We start from the raw sequence: 13,690 nt of genomic DNA, 5'->3' as shown, positions 1-13,690 counted from the left end.
TTATCCGGCCGCGAGCGAATTTCCTTAATCGCTCGCGAGTCATTTAAATCCGGATCAATCAGGATTGCGCACGTGCGTGCGCTAACGCGACGCCAGCGGCGTGGACAACGCGTAACGCACAAGCCCGGCGTCGTGCTGCATCTCGGCCACGTTCTGCGCCGACCCCGGCCGCCGGTAGAAATAGCCCTGCGCGTAGGGAATACCCAGCCGGCATAGGATCTCGTGCTGCGCCTCCGTCTCCACGCCTTCGGCAATGATCTCCATGTCGAAGTGCTTCGCCACGGCCGCGATCCCCTTGATGAGCTGGTCGCCGCGCTTTTCGAGCTGGCGCACGAACTGGCCGTCGATCTTCACGTAATCGAATGGAAAGCGTGCGAGCAGATCGAGGTTGCTGTGATGGGTGCCGAAGTCGTCGATGGCGAACTTCACGCCGCGCGCCTTGAGCGTCGCGAAGATCGCTTCGGTATGCGCGCGCTTCTCCAGCAGGAAGCGCTCGGTCACTTCGAGGATCAGGATCACGCAGGGCGGCAGGCGCTCCACCACGCCAAGCACGTCGGCGACGAAGTCCTTGCGCTCGAAGTCCAGCGGCGCGACGTTGATCGCAAGATGGAACGGACGCACGGTCGTGGCCTGCGCGATTTCCGTGGTCGCGCGTTCGAGCACGAAGCGCGTGACGGGCCCGAGCAGCCGGCTGCCTTCCACCTCGGCCATGAACACGGCCGGGCTCACCGCGCCGAACTTCGGATGGGTCCAGCGAATGAGCGCTTCCACGCCGCCCACGCGGCCCGTGGCCAGTTCGATCACGGGCTGGTAGACGACATGGAACTGCCCGTGCCGAAGCCCGCGCCGCACCGCCGAGAGCAGCAGCCGGCGCGGCGCGAACGCGATCAGCCACGTCGCGCCGATCAGCAGATCGACGAGCAACGCCGCCGCACCGAACATCAGGCCGTATTGCCAGCGCGCCTGCGCGTAGGCCTGCGGCGCGAATGTCACATCGACCGAAAAGCCCCAGCGCGGCGACGTGGCGCGCGCGCCCGCATGCCTCGCGGGGTCGTCCTGCGCGAGCAGTACGCCGCGATCGTCGAGCGCCGCCGCGCCCGGCACCGAGAGCGTCACGCGCCCTGCGCCGTAGCGCACGCCGTGCGCGAGCGCGTCGGTGAGGTAGGTCGATTCGATCACGTAGAGCAAGCCGAGCTTTTCGCCGGTGGGCACGTAGAGCGGCAGCACCGGCTCGCGCGGCTGCCACGGCGAGCCGCCGATCAGGTTGATCGCCGTCGCTGCGGGTTCGTGCGTGAAGAATGGCGCGAGCGGCAAGTCGACAGGACCGACCGCCGACGAACAATAGAGACGCCCGTTCGCGACGAGATTGATGCCGCGCACATAGTTCACACGCGTGCCCAATTCGGCGAACGGCAACGCAACGCGCTCGCACGGTTGGCCCGGCAATGCGGCAAGCGCATCGCTTTGCGAACTGCGCACGCGTTCGAGCACGCGCTCGACCGCCGACACCATGTCGCTCGCGATCAGGCCCTCGCGTTGGCGGATTTGCTGCGCGCCTTCGCGCACGCCCGCCACGACCGCGCAGAGCAGCACGCCGGCGGCGCAGGCCAGCATGGCGATGAGGGCGAACGTAGGCTTCAGGCCCGCCAGGCGCATGTGGCGCGCGGGGGAACGAGAGGCTCGATTTATCATGGGCACACCGAATGCACGGCTTGCGCGCGCACGTCACTGCCCGTCACGACGGGTTCGCAACATGGACTCCTTGCGCGTCGGGTCAACCGCTTTTGTATGAATACGATGATACGTCAGCGAGGGCCTTCGCCCACAGGCTGATTTTTCTGTTTTTCATGCGTGTGTGTCCTTCGGGAACGGCGCATGCTGCCCGGCAGACTTCTGCCAGGCTCAAGCCAGAGCGCGCGTGCAAACCCGCCCAAGCCGATGAATCCAGACCATACCGCAGCGCCACCCGCCTCACCCGCCATAATCGAAACCACATTGCCCGCTCGTCTCGACCGGTTGCCCTGGGGCCGCTTTCATGTGCTGATCGTGGTGGCGCTGGGTGTCACCTGGCTGCTCGACGGTCTGGAAGTCACGCTGGCCGGCGCGGTGGCGAGCGCGCTGAAAACGAGTCCGCTGCTGCATCTCGACAACGCGCAGGTGGGGCTCGCGGGCAGCGCTTATATTGCGGGCGCCGTGTGCGGCGCGCTGGGCTTCGGCTGGCTCACCGACCGGCTCGGCCGCCGCAAGCTCTTTTTCATCACGCTCGCCGTGTACCTGCTCGCCACGGCCGCCACCTCGCTCTCGTGGAGCTTCGCGAGCTTCGTGGCGTTTCGCGCGCTCACGGGCGCGGGCATCGGCGGCGAGTACGCGGCCATCAACTCGACCATCCAGGAGTTCACGCCCGCGCGCGTGCGAGGCTGGACCGACCTGAGCATCAACGGCACGTTCTGGGTGGGCGCGGGCATCGGCGCGGCGGGCTCGCTCGTGCTGCTCGACCCGCATCTGCTGCCCGCCGACGTGGGCTGGCGCGTGTGCTTTTTCATCGGCGCGGTGCTCGCGCTCATCATCTTGCCGATGCGCCGCTGGATTCCCGAAAGCCCGCGCTGGCTGCTCACGCACGGCGAGCACGACGAGGCGAAGCGCGTGGTGCAGGACATCGAAGCGCGCTTTCGCGCCGTGGGCCACACGCTCGACGAGCCGCCCGGCGACCCGCTGCGCCTGCACGCGCGCAGCCACACGCCCTTGCGCGTCGTGCTGCACGCCATTTTCGTGCGCCACCGCAGGCGCGCGCTGGTGGGCCTCTCGCTCATGACGGCCCAGGCGTTCTTCTACAACGCGATCTTTTTCACCTACGCGCTCGTGCTCACGGAGTTCTATCACGTGCCGGGCGGCGAAGTGGGCCTCTACCTGCTGCCGTTCGCGCTCGGCAACTTTCTCGGGCCGATCATGCTCGGCAGGCTGTTCGACGTGATCGGCCGTCGCACGATGATCGCCACGACCTATGCGCTCTCGGGCGTGCTGCTCACTGTGAGCGGCTGGCTGTTCGAGCAGGGCGTGCTCACGGTCACCATGCAAACCGTTGCGTGGATGGTGATCTTCTTCTTCGCCTCGGCGGCGGCCAGCTCCGCCTATCTGACCGTGAGCGAGTCGTTTCCGCTGGAGATTCGCGCGCTCGCCATCGCCGTGTTCTATGCCTTCGGCACGGCGCTGGGCGGCATCATCGGACCGGCTTTCTTCGGACGACTGATCGATACGCACCAGCGCAGCGAGGTGTTCACGGGCTATCTCGTGGGCTCCGCGCTCATGCTCGGCGCGGGGCTCGTTGCCGCGATCTGGGGCGTGGATGCCGAGCGCAAGTCGCTGGAGCACGTCGCCGCGCCGCTTTCGGCGGTCGGCGACGAGTGAGGCCGCGGGCCGCTCAGAACCGGTGCGTGATGCCCGTCAGCACCGCAACCTGATTCGGCGACGATGAAGCCGAAAGACCGTTGAGGTTGGCCACGGCCGGCTGCCCCGTCGAATCGGTGCCCGAGGCATGCTGGTAAAGCCCCACGAGATACACCTGCGTGCGCTTCGATAAAATCCACGTCGCGCCGAGATCGCCCTGCTGATAATTCACGCGGTTCACGCCATAGCCGTGCGTGTAGTCGTATGCGGCGCCGAGCAGCAGCGCGGGCGTGACGAAGTAGCGTGCGTTCACCTCGGCGTTGTGGAATTTCGCGGCCCCGCTGTACCCCAGCGGATTGAGGCTCTCGTGCGCGCCGAGGTCGCGGAACTGCGTGTTCGTGTAGACCGCGCCGAGCGTGGCCCGCCCGATCACATAGTAGCCACCCACGGCGACGATCTGCTCGTTGCCCGCCGACGCGTAGCCCGAATACACGTGGCTGGCCGCCATGTTGTTGCCCGTGGCGCTTGAGTTGGCGTTGTTGCCGAAGTACGAGAAGTTCGGGTCCTTCACGTGCACGTAGGCCGCGCCGAGCGTGAGCGGCCCGCTCGTATAGCCCGCGCCCATTGACCAGATCGCGTTGCGGCCGAATTGCCCCGCCACGCCGCCGAAACTGTAGAGCGCGTTCATGCGCAGGCCCTTCCACGTGGGGCTCGTGTACTTCACCGAGTTGTTCGAGCGGTAGTCGTTGTTGGTGTTGTCGAGGTCGCCGGGGTGGCCGCCCAGGTAGGTCGCCCATTGCGCGCCCGCGATGAGCGGCGTGATGAAGTCCACCACCGAATCGTACTGGCGGCCGAGCGTGAGCGTGCCCGCCTCCTTCGACGCGAGCCCCATGTATGCCTGGCGGCCGAACAGGTCGCCGCCCTGCTGGAAGCCGCCCGTGTTCGACGAGTAGCCGTTTTCCAGCAGGAACAACGCGGCAAGGCCGCCGCCCAGGTCCTCCTGGCCGCGCAGGCCCCAGCGGTTGCCCAGCACGTTGCTGCTGTTCATCTCCACCTGGTGCTTGCCACCCGCGTTGTTAGCGTAGACGAGCGCGGTGTCGATGGTGCCGTAGAGCGTGACGCTCGACTGCGCGTGTGCGGCGCCGGAGAAGGTGGAGAAGGCGATGAATGCGGCTGCGGCGGCGCCACGAAGCGCGCCGCGCGATGCGAGAGACGTCCTCAATTATTTTCCTCGTTTTGTTTAGCATGCCGATCCAAATGCGCAAACGGGCACGCGCATTCGCACGGCGGTGGCGATCGATATGCCTGGCTGGTCGAATGCGAGAGTGTTGCGAGACCGGGGTGGAGCGGTCCAACAAGAAAATAAATTCGTGCCGAAAAGGTTTTGTTATCGCCGCGCGGGCAACGCATGCGGCGCAGCCGCTTGCGCGCCGCTCGCAGGGCGCGAATTCTTCAGCCGTGACAACGCGTTATCATGCGACCTCGCCGTCTGGCCCTACACAGAATCATGAATATCCGGTTTCTCGAAACATTCATCTGGCTCGCGCGTCTGCAAAATTTCCGCCTCACGGCGGAAAAGCTCCACACCACGCAGGCGGCCGTATCGAGCCGCATCGCCTCGCTGGAGGAGAGCTTCGACGTGCGGCTGTTCGACCGCAATTCGCGCTCGGCCACGCTCACGCCCGCGGGCCGCAAGATGCTCGCGTACGCCGAGCGCATCGTGAACCTCGGCGAGGAGATGCGCCGCGAAGTCGAGGACTCGAGCGGCGACGGCGGCCTGATCCGCATCGGCGTGGTCGAGTCGATCGTGCATAGCTGGTTTCCCGCGCTCATGGCGTGCGTGCGCGAGCGCTTTCCCCATCTGGAGATCGAGGTCACGAGCGACACCACGATCCATCTCGCGCAACTGCTGCGCGCCGACGCCGTGGACCTGATCCTGCAAACCGAGGCGCTCGGCGACCGCGAATTCGCCAACCAGGCGCTTTGCGAATTCCCCATGCGCTGGGTCGCGAGCCCCGTGCTCGGGCTGTCGGGCCAAAGCGTCGATCTGAGCCGGCTCGCCGAATTTCCCGTCATCAGCTTCTCGCGGCATTCGGGGCCGCATATCGCGCTCGAGCGCGAGTTCGCGCGCGCGGTCGAGCGGCCGGTGCGCATCAACTGCATCAGCTCCGTGGCGGCGATGATCCGGCTCGTGGCCGACGGCTTCGGCGTGACGGTGCTGCCGCCCGCGATCATCCAGCGCGAGTTGCGCGAAGGCTCGCTCGAAGTGCTCGACGTGGAAAGCGGCTTCGCGCCGCTGCCGCTCGTGGCGAGCTACCGGCTACAGAGCCACCCGCTGCCCGCCCGCATCGCCGAACTCGCGGCCGAGCAGGCGCGCGCGTTCGTGCTCGCACTGGGGCCGGAACTCGAAGGCACGGCGGCGGGCAAGCCCGCGCGGCCTGCAAGGAAGCGAAAAACGCAGCGATAAAAAAACCTGTTCACTGTGTATTTTTTTTCTTGTTGGACCGAAGCGGCCCGCTCTCGCCACACTGCGCTATCCGTTACCCCATATGCGCAGGAAGACCCGATGAGCACGACAACGAACGCCCAACCCGGCCAGCTTTGCATCTGGACCGACACCGACCCGCAGGCCGAAGCCGATTTCAACGCGTGGTACGACCGCGAGCACATGCAGGAGCGCGTGGGCATTCGCGGCTTTCGCCATGCGCGCCGCTTTCTCGCCAACGACGGCCACGCGCGCCGCTATCTCGCGCTCTATGTGACCGAGTCGCTCGACGTGTTTCGCAGCGACGCCTACCACCAGGCGTTCACTGCACAGACCGACTGGTCGCTGCGCAACTTTTCGCGCATGAGCGACACGCAGCGCCGCGTGGGCGAACTGGCGTTCGAAGCGGGCGAAGGCGAAGGCGCGCATCTCGCGATCTTCGTGGCCGCGCCGCAGGCGCTCGCCGCCGCGGGCTGGCGCGACGCCGCCGACGAAGCCACGCACCAACCCGGCGTGCACGCGGTGCGCGTGTTCCGCACGGAAGCCACGCTTTCCGCGCCGCTCGCGACCGGCGGCGACGGCAGCGATGCCGATAACGACAACGCGCGCGCCGCGGCGCAAGACGCCGTCGTGTTCGTGGAAGGCAGCTCGAACGCGGCGGCGCGCGAAGCGGCCGAACAGCTCGCGCAAGCGGCCGGCGTGGCGCGCGACGCCGTGCGCGGCTTCGACATGCTCTGGCGCCTCGCGGCCTGACGTACGGAGGCCGCACGCGGACCGCACACGGCCGCGCGCCCCGCTCAACGATTATGGAGAACCCGATGAACTCTCTCGCCCAAGCCCCGACGATCGGGCGCACGCGCGCCGGACGCGGCCGTCTTGCGGGCGCCAGCATGATCGGCACCTCGCTCGAATGGTATGACTTCACCGTCTACAACACGCTCGCCGCGCTGGTGTTCAATCACCTGTTCTTCCCTTCGGTCGATCCTCTCGCGGGCACGCTGCTCGCGTTCTCGACCTATGCCGTGGGCTACGTCTCGCGGCCGCTCGGCGGCTTTATCTTCGGCAACCTCGGCGACCGCCTCGGCCGCCGCGCCGTGCTCATGCTCACGCTTGTGCTCATGGGCATCACCACCGCGCTGATGGGCGTGCTGCCCACGTACGCCACGGCCGGCATCCTGAGCCCCATGCTGCTGGTCGCGCTACGCTTCGTGCAGGGCATCGCGCTCGGCGGCGAATGGGCGGGCGCGGTGCTGCTCGCGGTCGAGCACGGCGACCAGAAAAAGCGCGGCCTGAACGCCTCGTGGGCGCAGGTCGGGCCCTCGTTCGGCACGCTGCTCGGCACGGGCTTCATCGCCATCATCACGCTCTCGGTTTCGTCCGACGCCTTCCTCTCCTGGGGCTGGCGCGTGCCGTTCCTCGCGAGCCTGCTGCTCGTGTGCTTCGGCCTGTGGGTGCGCAACAGCGTGGGCGAGACGCCGCAGTTCGAAGCGTTGAGCGAAGCGCACGCCACGGCCAAGGTGCCCGTGCTCGAAGTGTTCTCGCTGCACTGGCGCCGCCTCATCGTGGCGGGCGGCGCGCGCATCGGCTCCGACGTGCTCTATGCGCTGCTCGTCGTGTTCACGCTGACTTACGTGACCACGGTGCTCAACCTCTCGCGCTCGCTCGCGCTGACCGCCGTGCTCGCGGGCACCGCCTGCAACGCGATCGCCGTGCCGTTCTTCGGCGCGCTCTCCGACCGCTTCGGGCGGCGCCCCGTGTACCTCGGCGGCGTGCTCGCGGCCATCGTCTGGGCGTTCGGCTTCTTCATGCTGATGGACACCTCGCAGCCCGCGCTGATCGTGCTCGCCGTGGTCATCGGCCTCGTGATTCACGCCGTGATGTACGGCCCGCAGGCGGCCTTCGTGACCGAGCAGTTCCCCACCCGCGTGCGCTACGCCGGCTCCTCGCTCGCCTATACACTCGCCGGGATTCTGGGCGGCGGCTTCGCGCCGCTCATCATCGTCGCGCTGTTCCGCTCGTGGCACGCCTCGACGGCCGTTTCGCTCTACGTGAGCGGCGCGCTGATCGTCACCGGCATTGCGCTGCTCGCCGCCCGCGAAACCGCGCATCGCCCGCTCGAAGACTGACCTGTGCTTTTCCCCGGTGCGCCTGCTCAGGCGCACCGGACCCGGCCGCGCGCCGGGTTCGCTCCCACTTCATCGAACCACCATCATGACGACGCTTTCCTTCACCGTCCTTCCGGCCGGCGGCGCAGCCACGCCGCTCACGCTCGACATCGACACGCTCGTAATCGCCGGCTGGGCCGGCCGCGACGCCCACGCGATCCAGCATCACATCGACGAACTCGCCGCGCTCGGCGTGGCGCCGCCTTCGAGCACACCGCTTTTTTACCGCGTGGGCGCGGAGCAGCTCAACCAGGACGCCACCGTCGACGTGCTCGGCACCCACACGAGCGGCGAGATCGAGTGCGTGCTCATCGCAAGCCCGCTGGGCACGCTGGTGACAATCGGCTCCGACCACACCGACCGCAAGGCCGAGGCATACAGCGTGGCCGTGTCGAAGCAGGTGTGCCCGAAGCCGCTCGGCCGCGAGGCGTGGCGCTATGAAGACGTGGCCGGCCACTGGGACCGCCTGACGATGCGCGCCACGCTCGTGAGCGCGAACGGCGCGACGCGCGCCTACCAGCGCGGCGCCGTGGACGGCCTGCTGCCGCCCGCCGACCTGTGGCAGCGCTACACCGAAGCGGGCGTGCTGCCGCCGGGCAGCGCGATGTACAGCGGCACGCTTGCCGTGCAGGGCGAGATGGCCGCGATGGAATCGGGCGATGCGTTCGAACTCGAACTGCACGACCCGGTGCTCGAACGCAGCCTGCGCGCACGCTATGTCATTCGCGCGCTGCCGGTGGTGGCATAAAGCCGCCTGAAGCCGCCAACGTCCCACGCATTCACGCAAGGAACCCCATGTCATTTCTCCCTGCCACGCCCCTGCTGCAACTGGCCGCCGACCTCGACGCGGGCCGTTCGACGAGCCGCGCGCTCGTGGAAACCGCGCTGGAGCGCATCGCCGCCGAGGGCGGCAACGGCGGCCACGCATTCATCTGCGTCGACGCCGAACGCGCGCGGCGCGAGGCCGACGCCCAGGACGCGCTGCGCGGCGCGGGCGTGACGCTTTCGCCGCTCGCGGGCCTGCCGCTCTCGATCAAGGACCTGTTCGACGTGGCGGGCGAGCGCACCCGCGCGGGCTCGCGCGTGCTGGACGACGCGCCGCCCGCCGCCGCCGATGCGCCCGCCGTGGCGCGCGTGCGGCGCGCCGGGGCCGTGCCGCTCGGGCGCACCAACATGAGCGAATTCGCGTTCTCGGGCCTCGGCCTCAACCCGTGGCGCGGCACGCCGCGCTCGCCGTGGCGCGACGCCGCGACGGGCGAGGCCTGCGTGGCGGGCGGCTCCTCGTCGGGCGCGGCGGCTTCGGTTGCGGGCGGCATGGCGGCGGCGGGCCTCGGCAGCGACACGGGCGGGTCGCTGCGCATTCCCGCCGCGTTCTGCGGCCTCACCGGCTTCAAGCCCACGGCGCACCGCGTGCCCACGCGCGGCATGTTCCCGCTCTCCACCACGCTCGACTCCACCGGCGCGATCGCGCCCACCGTGGCGTGCTGCGCACTCGTCGACCGCGTGCTCGCGGGCCTGCCCGTGGACGGCGACGCCGCACGCGTGCGCCCGGCCGCGCCGAAAGGCCTGCGCCTCGCGGTGCTCTCGAACTACGTGACCGAAGGCATGGACGCGCATGTGGCGCGCGCCTGGGACGACGCGCTCGCGCGCCTCTCGCGTGCGGGCGTGCAGCTCACGCCGCTGCGCCTGCCGTTGCTGGAGCGGCTGCCCGCGATCAACCGCTTCGGCTTCTCACCGATCGAGGCCTACGCCACGCATCGCGGCCGTCTCGACGCGCTGGCGTCGCGCTACGACCCGCGCGTGCTCGCGCGCATTCGCGTGGGCGAAACGGCGAACGCCGCCGACTATATCGACCTGCTCGCGGCGCGCGCTGCGGCGATCGAAGAAGCGCGCGCGGCGCTGGACGGTTTCGACGCCTTCCTCATGCCGACCGTGCCGATCGCGCCGCCCGCCATCGCGGCGCTCGAAGCCGACCCGGCGCACTTCGCGGCAACCAACGCGCTCGTGCTGCGCAACCCTTCGGTGGTGAACTTCCTTGACGGCTGCGCGGTGTCGCTGCCGTGCGCGCGGCGCGGCGCGGCGCCAGTGGGCCTGAGCGTGGCGGGACTCGCGGAGAGCGATGCGCATGTGCTGAGCGTGGCGGCTGCGATCGAAGGCGTGTTGCAGAGGGCATTCGAGGGCGCGAGCGCGGGGTGACGGCGGCTCCGCCCGGTCGCATCAGCTAAGATACGGCTCCAGCTATCGAACCAACGGAGTGTTTTCAGTGATTCAGGCAATTCAACCGGGCGCCGTCTTCAAGGACAATCTCGCACTGCTGCCGGGCATCGACGGCATCGAGCGCATCGATCTCGTGGATGCTCAGGGCAGCGTCGTGGCGAGCATCGAGAACAAGCCCGGCAAGCAAGGCTCGCTCGCGGTCTACCACTATCTGCGCGAAGCGTTCGGCACGCTCGACGCCAACGCCGCCGAGCACGGCCTCGCCGTTTTCGCCGAACACACCGCCGACGCGCGCAACCGCCCCGGCGCGCACCCGAACGTCGACCGCCTGCTCGAAGTCGCTTCGGGCGGCGCGGCGCTGCGCATCGACGTCACCGCGGCAGCCTGAGCCGGGCTCCGGGTTCACCGGGTTCGCCGGGCTTTAAGCCTCGGCGCACCCGGGCTCAAGGCGGCCCGCAACGCTGGCCGTCTTTTCCCCTTCCTCGCGCCGGCGCGCCCGGGCCCTGAATCTCCAGCACGACCTGCTGAAGCAGCGCGGTAAAACCGTCATAGAACCCGCGTATCACGTTGCGCTCGTGCGTGAGCACGGCGAGCGGCGTGGTGATGGCGGGCCGCACCGGGCGAATATGCAGGCCCTCGCGCTGCATGCTGCGCGCCGTGATTTCGTCGACGATGGTCGCCCCGCACCCTTCGGCCGCCATCGCGCACGCCACGTAATAAGTTTGCACCTCGATCTGCGGCTTTGGCTTCACACCGAGCTGCGTAAAGCGCCCCGCGATGATGCGCCCGATGCTGTCGTTGGCCACGATGCCGATCAGGTCCTCGCCGTCGAGCGCCTCCAGCGCGAAGTCGCCGCCCGCCTGTGGCCCGAGGTACACGAGCTCGCATTCGCCGAGCGCCTGCGAGCGCAGATCGGGAAACGTCTCCTCGCCGTAGATCACCGCGAGATCGAGCTGACGGCTGCGCAGGCCGGAAACGAGCGCGTCGAGGTGATTGGTCTCGACCTCGCAGGTGACCGACGGGTAGCGCGCCCGAAACGCGCGAATCACGCGCGGCAGGATCGACAGGCCCATGCTGGGCAGGCAGCCCACGTGCAGCCGCCCTTCGGGATAACGCCGCAGGTTCACCGCGAGCGCCTTGAGCTGGTCGAGCCCCTGGTGCAGCCGGTCCACCTCGACATAGAGAATGTCCGCCTCCACAGTGGGATGCAAGCGGCCCTTCACGCGCTCGAACAGCTTGAAGCCCAGTGTGCGCTCGGCGTGTTGCAGCACCTTGCTCGCGGCGGGCTGGGTGACGCCCAGCAGCTTCGCCGCCTGGCTGATCGAGCCGGTCTGCCGGATCGCATGGAACACCTCGATATGGCGCAGGCGCATGGCGCGCTCCCCTCTCGTTGATCCCGCAACATATAACACAAGGTTATGTATCGGGGGGAGTCGGAGCGCTCACCCAGAGGGATAAATCCGCGCCCGGCCCGTTCACTCCACCGTGTCGTTCACGTCGGTCAGGCGGATCATGTGCGGGCGCACGCGCGCTTCGTCCTCGGGCTCCTCCTGCGCAGGCGGATGAATGAGCGCGTCGAGCCGCGCGCGCGTGGCGAGGAACTCGGGCGAGTTGAACTGCGCGTAGCTGCGCGGGCGCGGCACCGGCACCTCGATCAGTTCCTGCACCGCGCCGGGATGCGGCTTGAGCACGAGAATGCGATCGGCGAGATAGATGGCTTCGTCCAGATCGTGCGTGATGAAAAAGATCGTGATGTCGACGTTGCGCCAGATGTCGAGCAGATGCGCCTGCATCTTCGCGCGCGTTTGCGCGTCGAGCGCGCCGAACGGCTCGTCCATGAGCAGGATGCCCGGCCGGTTGGCGAGTGCGCGCGCAATCGCCACGCGCTGCTTCATGCCGCCGGAAAGCTGATGCGGGTACGCGTTCGCGAACTTCTCCAGACCCACGAGATCGAGCCATTGCAGCGCCTCGCGCTCGGCCTGCGCGCTGCCCTGCCCATTCATTCGCAGTCCAAACATCACGTTCTTCTTGACCGTGAGCCAGGGGAAAAGCGTATAGCCCTGAAACACCATGCCGCGGTCCGCGCCTGGACCGTTCACGGTCTTGCCGTTCACGCGCACTTCGCCCGAGGTTTGCGCTTCGAGCCCGGCGAGAATGCGGATGAGCGTGGACTTGCCGCAGCCCGAAGGTCCGATCACGCACACGAACTCGCGCCGGTGCGTGGTGAAGCTCACGTCGGCGAGCGCCGTGTGCTCGCCTTGCGGCGTGACGAAGCGCTTCGTGAGGTTGCGCACTTCGAGAATGGGCTCGCGCGCTTTCAGGCGTTCGAAGCGCGCGCGCACCGCATCGGACTGGAGGAGATAGTCGGGGACGGTTTGCGGATTGAACATGATGCGGTCCTTGATTTACCGGATGCGTTTTCGAGGCGGACGAAGGCTGGCGAATGTGGCGAACGCGGGTAAAAACGTCACGCCTTGAGCGTGCGGTCCCACGGGAACAGCTTGCGCCCGAGGAACGCGAGCACGAGATCGGTGCCAAGGCCGATGATGCCGATCATCATGATCGCCGCGTAGACGTTGTCGAAATGCTGGTAGCGCGCCTGCTGCGTGATGTACCAGGTGATGCCCGAACTCGTGCCCACCAGTTCCGCCACGATCAGGTAGGTCCATGCCCAACCGAGCAGGATGCGCTGATCGCGGTAGAGGTCGGGCAGGATGCCGGGCACGACCACGTGCGTGAGCAGCCGCAGGCGCGAGGTGCCGAGCGTCATCGCCGCTTCCAGCAAGCCGTATTCGAGCTTGCGCGTGGTGTTGGCGATGATGAGCACCTGCTGGAACAACGTCCCGATCACGATGATGGCGATCTTCGGCGCATCGTAAATGCCGAGCACGGCCACCATCAGCGCGCCGAACGCCGGGGCGGGCAAATAGCGGAAGAACTCGAAAAACGGCTCCTGCAAGCGCGCGAGCGCGCTATAGGTGCCGCACACGACGCCGAGCGGCACGCCGATCAGCGAGGAAACGACGAAGCCCCAGAAGATGATCTGCACGCTGTGCCAGAGGCTCTGGTGCAGCCACATGCCGTCCTGCGCGGCGGGGGGCGTCGCGAACGCGGTGTAGAACGCGCGCAGCACCTCGTGCGGCGCGGGCAGATACACCGGGTTCGCGGGCTGGCCCGCCGGCAGCGCGGCGTGGGTCTCGCGCGCATGCGCGAGTTCGTCGGCGAACACGGCCTTGTCCACACGCATGCCGGACTGGAAATAGTCCACGCTGCCCGGCTGCGTGATCAACACCTGCGGATGCCACACGAATGGCACGTAGCTCACCACGCACCACACGAGCACCGGCAACAAAAACGAGCCGAGGCCCAACATCCACTTGCCGCGCGGCGAGAGTTCGCGGCGCACCGCGAACCATCCGGTCTGGCTGATTTCGGCCAT

The 13,690-nt window shown here is 68.0% G+C and carries 12 protein-coding genes; 7 read left to right on the top strand and 5 right to left on the bottom strand.

What is annotated here, in order from left to right:
* Positions 1-81: 81 nt before the first annotated feature.
* The gene (locus C7402_RS11085; protein ID WP_224038485.1) at positions 82-1,692 is read right to left on the bottom strand and encodes an EAL domain-containing protein; all 1,611 of its coding nucleotides are present in this window, start codon (positions 1,690-1,692) and stop codon (positions 82-84) included.
* A 246-nt stretch (positions 1,693-1,938) separates the two neighbouring features.
* On the opposite strand from C7402_RS11085, the gene C7402_RS11080 reads away from it, so the two are divergent.
* Positions 1,939-3,405: an MFS transporter gene (locus C7402_RS11080; protein WP_116610774.1), complete on the top strand. Its 1,467-nt coding sequence runs from the start codon at positions 1,939-1,941 to the stop codon at positions 3,403-3,405.
* A 13-nt stretch (positions 3,406-3,418) separates the two neighbouring features.
* Here the strand turns inward: C7402_RS11080 and C7402_RS11075 are convergent, their stop codons facing one another.
* Positions 3,419-4,606, bottom strand: coding sequence for a porin (locus C7402_RS11075; protein WP_116610676.1), 1,188 nt, complete (start codon positions 4,604-4,606; stop codon positions 3,419-3,421).
* Positions 4,607-4,891: 285 nt separating this feature from the next.
* Between C7402_RS11075 and C7402_RS11070 the strand changes: the two genes are divergently transcribed.
* The 6 genes from C7402_RS11070 to C7402_RS11045 all read left to right on the top strand — a co-directional run bounded on the left by C7402_RS11070 (position 4,892) and on the right by C7402_RS11045 (position 10,639).
* The gene (locus C7402_RS11070; protein ID WP_112170424.1) at positions 4,892-5,851 is read left to right on the top strand and encodes a LysR family transcriptional regulator; all 960 of its coding nucleotides are present in this window, start codon (positions 4,892-4,894) and stop codon (positions 5,849-5,851) included.
* A 99-nt stretch (positions 5,852-5,950) separates the two neighbouring features.
* Positions 5,951-6,622, top strand: coding sequence for a DUF4286 family protein (locus C7402_RS11065; RefSeq protein WP_116610675.1), 672 nt, complete (start codon positions 5,951-5,953; stop codon positions 6,620-6,622).
* Between the two features lie 65 nt (positions 6,623-6,687).
* A complete protein-coding gene (locus C7402_RS11060) occupies positions 6,688-7,995 on the top strand; it encodes an MFS transporter (protein ID WP_116610674.1) in 1,308 nt (435 codons plus the stop codon).
* Positions 7,996-8,080: 85 nt separating this feature from the next.
* Entirely contained in the window at positions 8,081-8,782 is a 702-nt protein-coding gene (locus C7402_RS11055) for a DUF2848 domain-containing protein (protein WP_112170427.1), read from the top strand.
* 47 nt (positions 8,783-8,829) lie between these two features.
* Positions 8,830-10,230, top strand: a complete 1,401-nt coding sequence (locus C7402_RS11050) for an amidase (RefSeq protein ID WP_116610673.1) — start codon at positions 8,830-8,832, stop codon at positions 10,228-10,230.
* Between the two features lie 70 nt (positions 10,231-10,300).
* Positions 10,301-10,639 carry a DUF2322 family protein gene (locus tag C7402_RS11045; protein WP_244314819.1) on the top strand — a complete coding sequence of 113 codons (339 nt, stop codon included), beginning with the start codon at positions 10,301-10,303 and terminating at the stop codon, positions 10,637-10,639.
* A 55-nt stretch (positions 10,640-10,694) separates the two neighbouring features.
* Here C7402_RS11045 and C7402_RS11040 read toward each other — a convergent pair whose 3' ends face one another.
* The 3 genes from C7402_RS11040 to C7402_RS11030 form a co-directional block, all read right to left on the bottom strand.
* Positions 10,695-11,624, bottom strand: coding sequence for a LysR family transcriptional regulator (locus C7402_RS11040; RefSeq protein ID WP_116610672.1), 930 nt, complete (start codon positions 11,622-11,624; stop codon positions 10,695-10,697).
* A 102-nt stretch (positions 11,625-11,726) separates the two neighbouring features.
* Positions 11,727-12,641: an ABC transporter ATP-binding protein gene (locus tag C7402_RS11035; protein WP_116610671.1), complete on the bottom strand. Its 915-nt coding sequence runs from the start codon at positions 12,639-12,641 to the stop codon at positions 11,727-11,729.
* A 77-nt stretch (positions 12,642-12,718) separates the two neighbouring features.
* Complete coding sequence (locus C7402_RS11030; RefSeq protein WP_112170433.1) at positions 12,719-13,690, bottom strand: ABC transporter permease; 972 nt, start codon at positions 13,688-13,690, stop codon at positions 12,719-12,721.

This window comes from Paraburkholderia unamae (assembly GCF_003096875.1).
Classification (GTDB): Bacteria; Pseudomonadota; Gammaproteobacteria; order Burkholderiales; family Burkholderiaceae; genus Paraburkholderia; species Paraburkholderia unamae.
Note: the sequence above shows the minus strand (reverse complement) of the source record. Positions and strands in the feature narration are given on the sequence as shown.

What these genes read in the sequence shown, in the direction of transcription:
- C7402_RS11085 (WP_224038485.1), bottom strand. Translation starts at nt 1,692, where the DNA reads ATGATAAATCGAGCCTCTCGTTCCCCCGCGCGCCACATGCGCCTGGCG.
- C7402_RS11080 (WP_116610774.1), top strand. Translation starts at nt 1,939, where the DNA reads ATGAATCCAGACCATACCGCAGCGCCACCCGCCTCACCCGCCATAATC.
- C7402_RS11070 (WP_112170424.1), top strand. Translation starts at nt 4,892, where the DNA reads ATGAATATCCGGTTTCTCGAAACATTCATCTGGCTCGCGCGTCTGCAA.
- C7402_RS11065 (WP_116610675.1), top strand. Translation starts at nt 5,951, where the DNA reads ATGAGCACGACAACGAACGCCCAACCCGGCCAGCTTTGCATCTGGACC.
- C7402_RS11060 (WP_116610674.1), top strand. Translation starts at nt 6,688, where the DNA reads ATGAACTCTCTCGCCCAAGCCCCGACGATCGGGCGCACGCGCGCCGGA.
- C7402_RS11055 (WP_112170427.1), top strand. Translation starts at nt 8,081, where the DNA reads ATGACGACGCTTTCCTTCACCGTCCTTCCGGCCGGCGGCGCAGCCACG.
- C7402_RS11050 (WP_116610673.1), top strand. Translation starts at nt 8,830, where the DNA reads ATGTCATTTCTCCCTGCCACGCCCCTGCTGCAACTGGCCGCCGACCTC.
- C7402_RS11040 (WP_116610672.1), bottom strand. Translation starts at nt 11,624, where the DNA reads ATGCGCCTGCGCCATATCGAGGTGTTCCATGCGATCCGGCAGACCGGC.
- C7402_RS11035 (WP_116610671.1), bottom strand. Translation starts at nt 12,641, where the DNA reads ATGTTCAATCCGCAAACCGTCCCCGACTATCTCCTCCAGTCCGATGCG.
- C7402_RS11030 (WP_112170433.1), bottom strand. Translation starts at nt 13,690, where the DNA reads ATGGCCGAAATCAGCCAGACCGGATGGTTCGCGGTGCGCCGCGAACTC.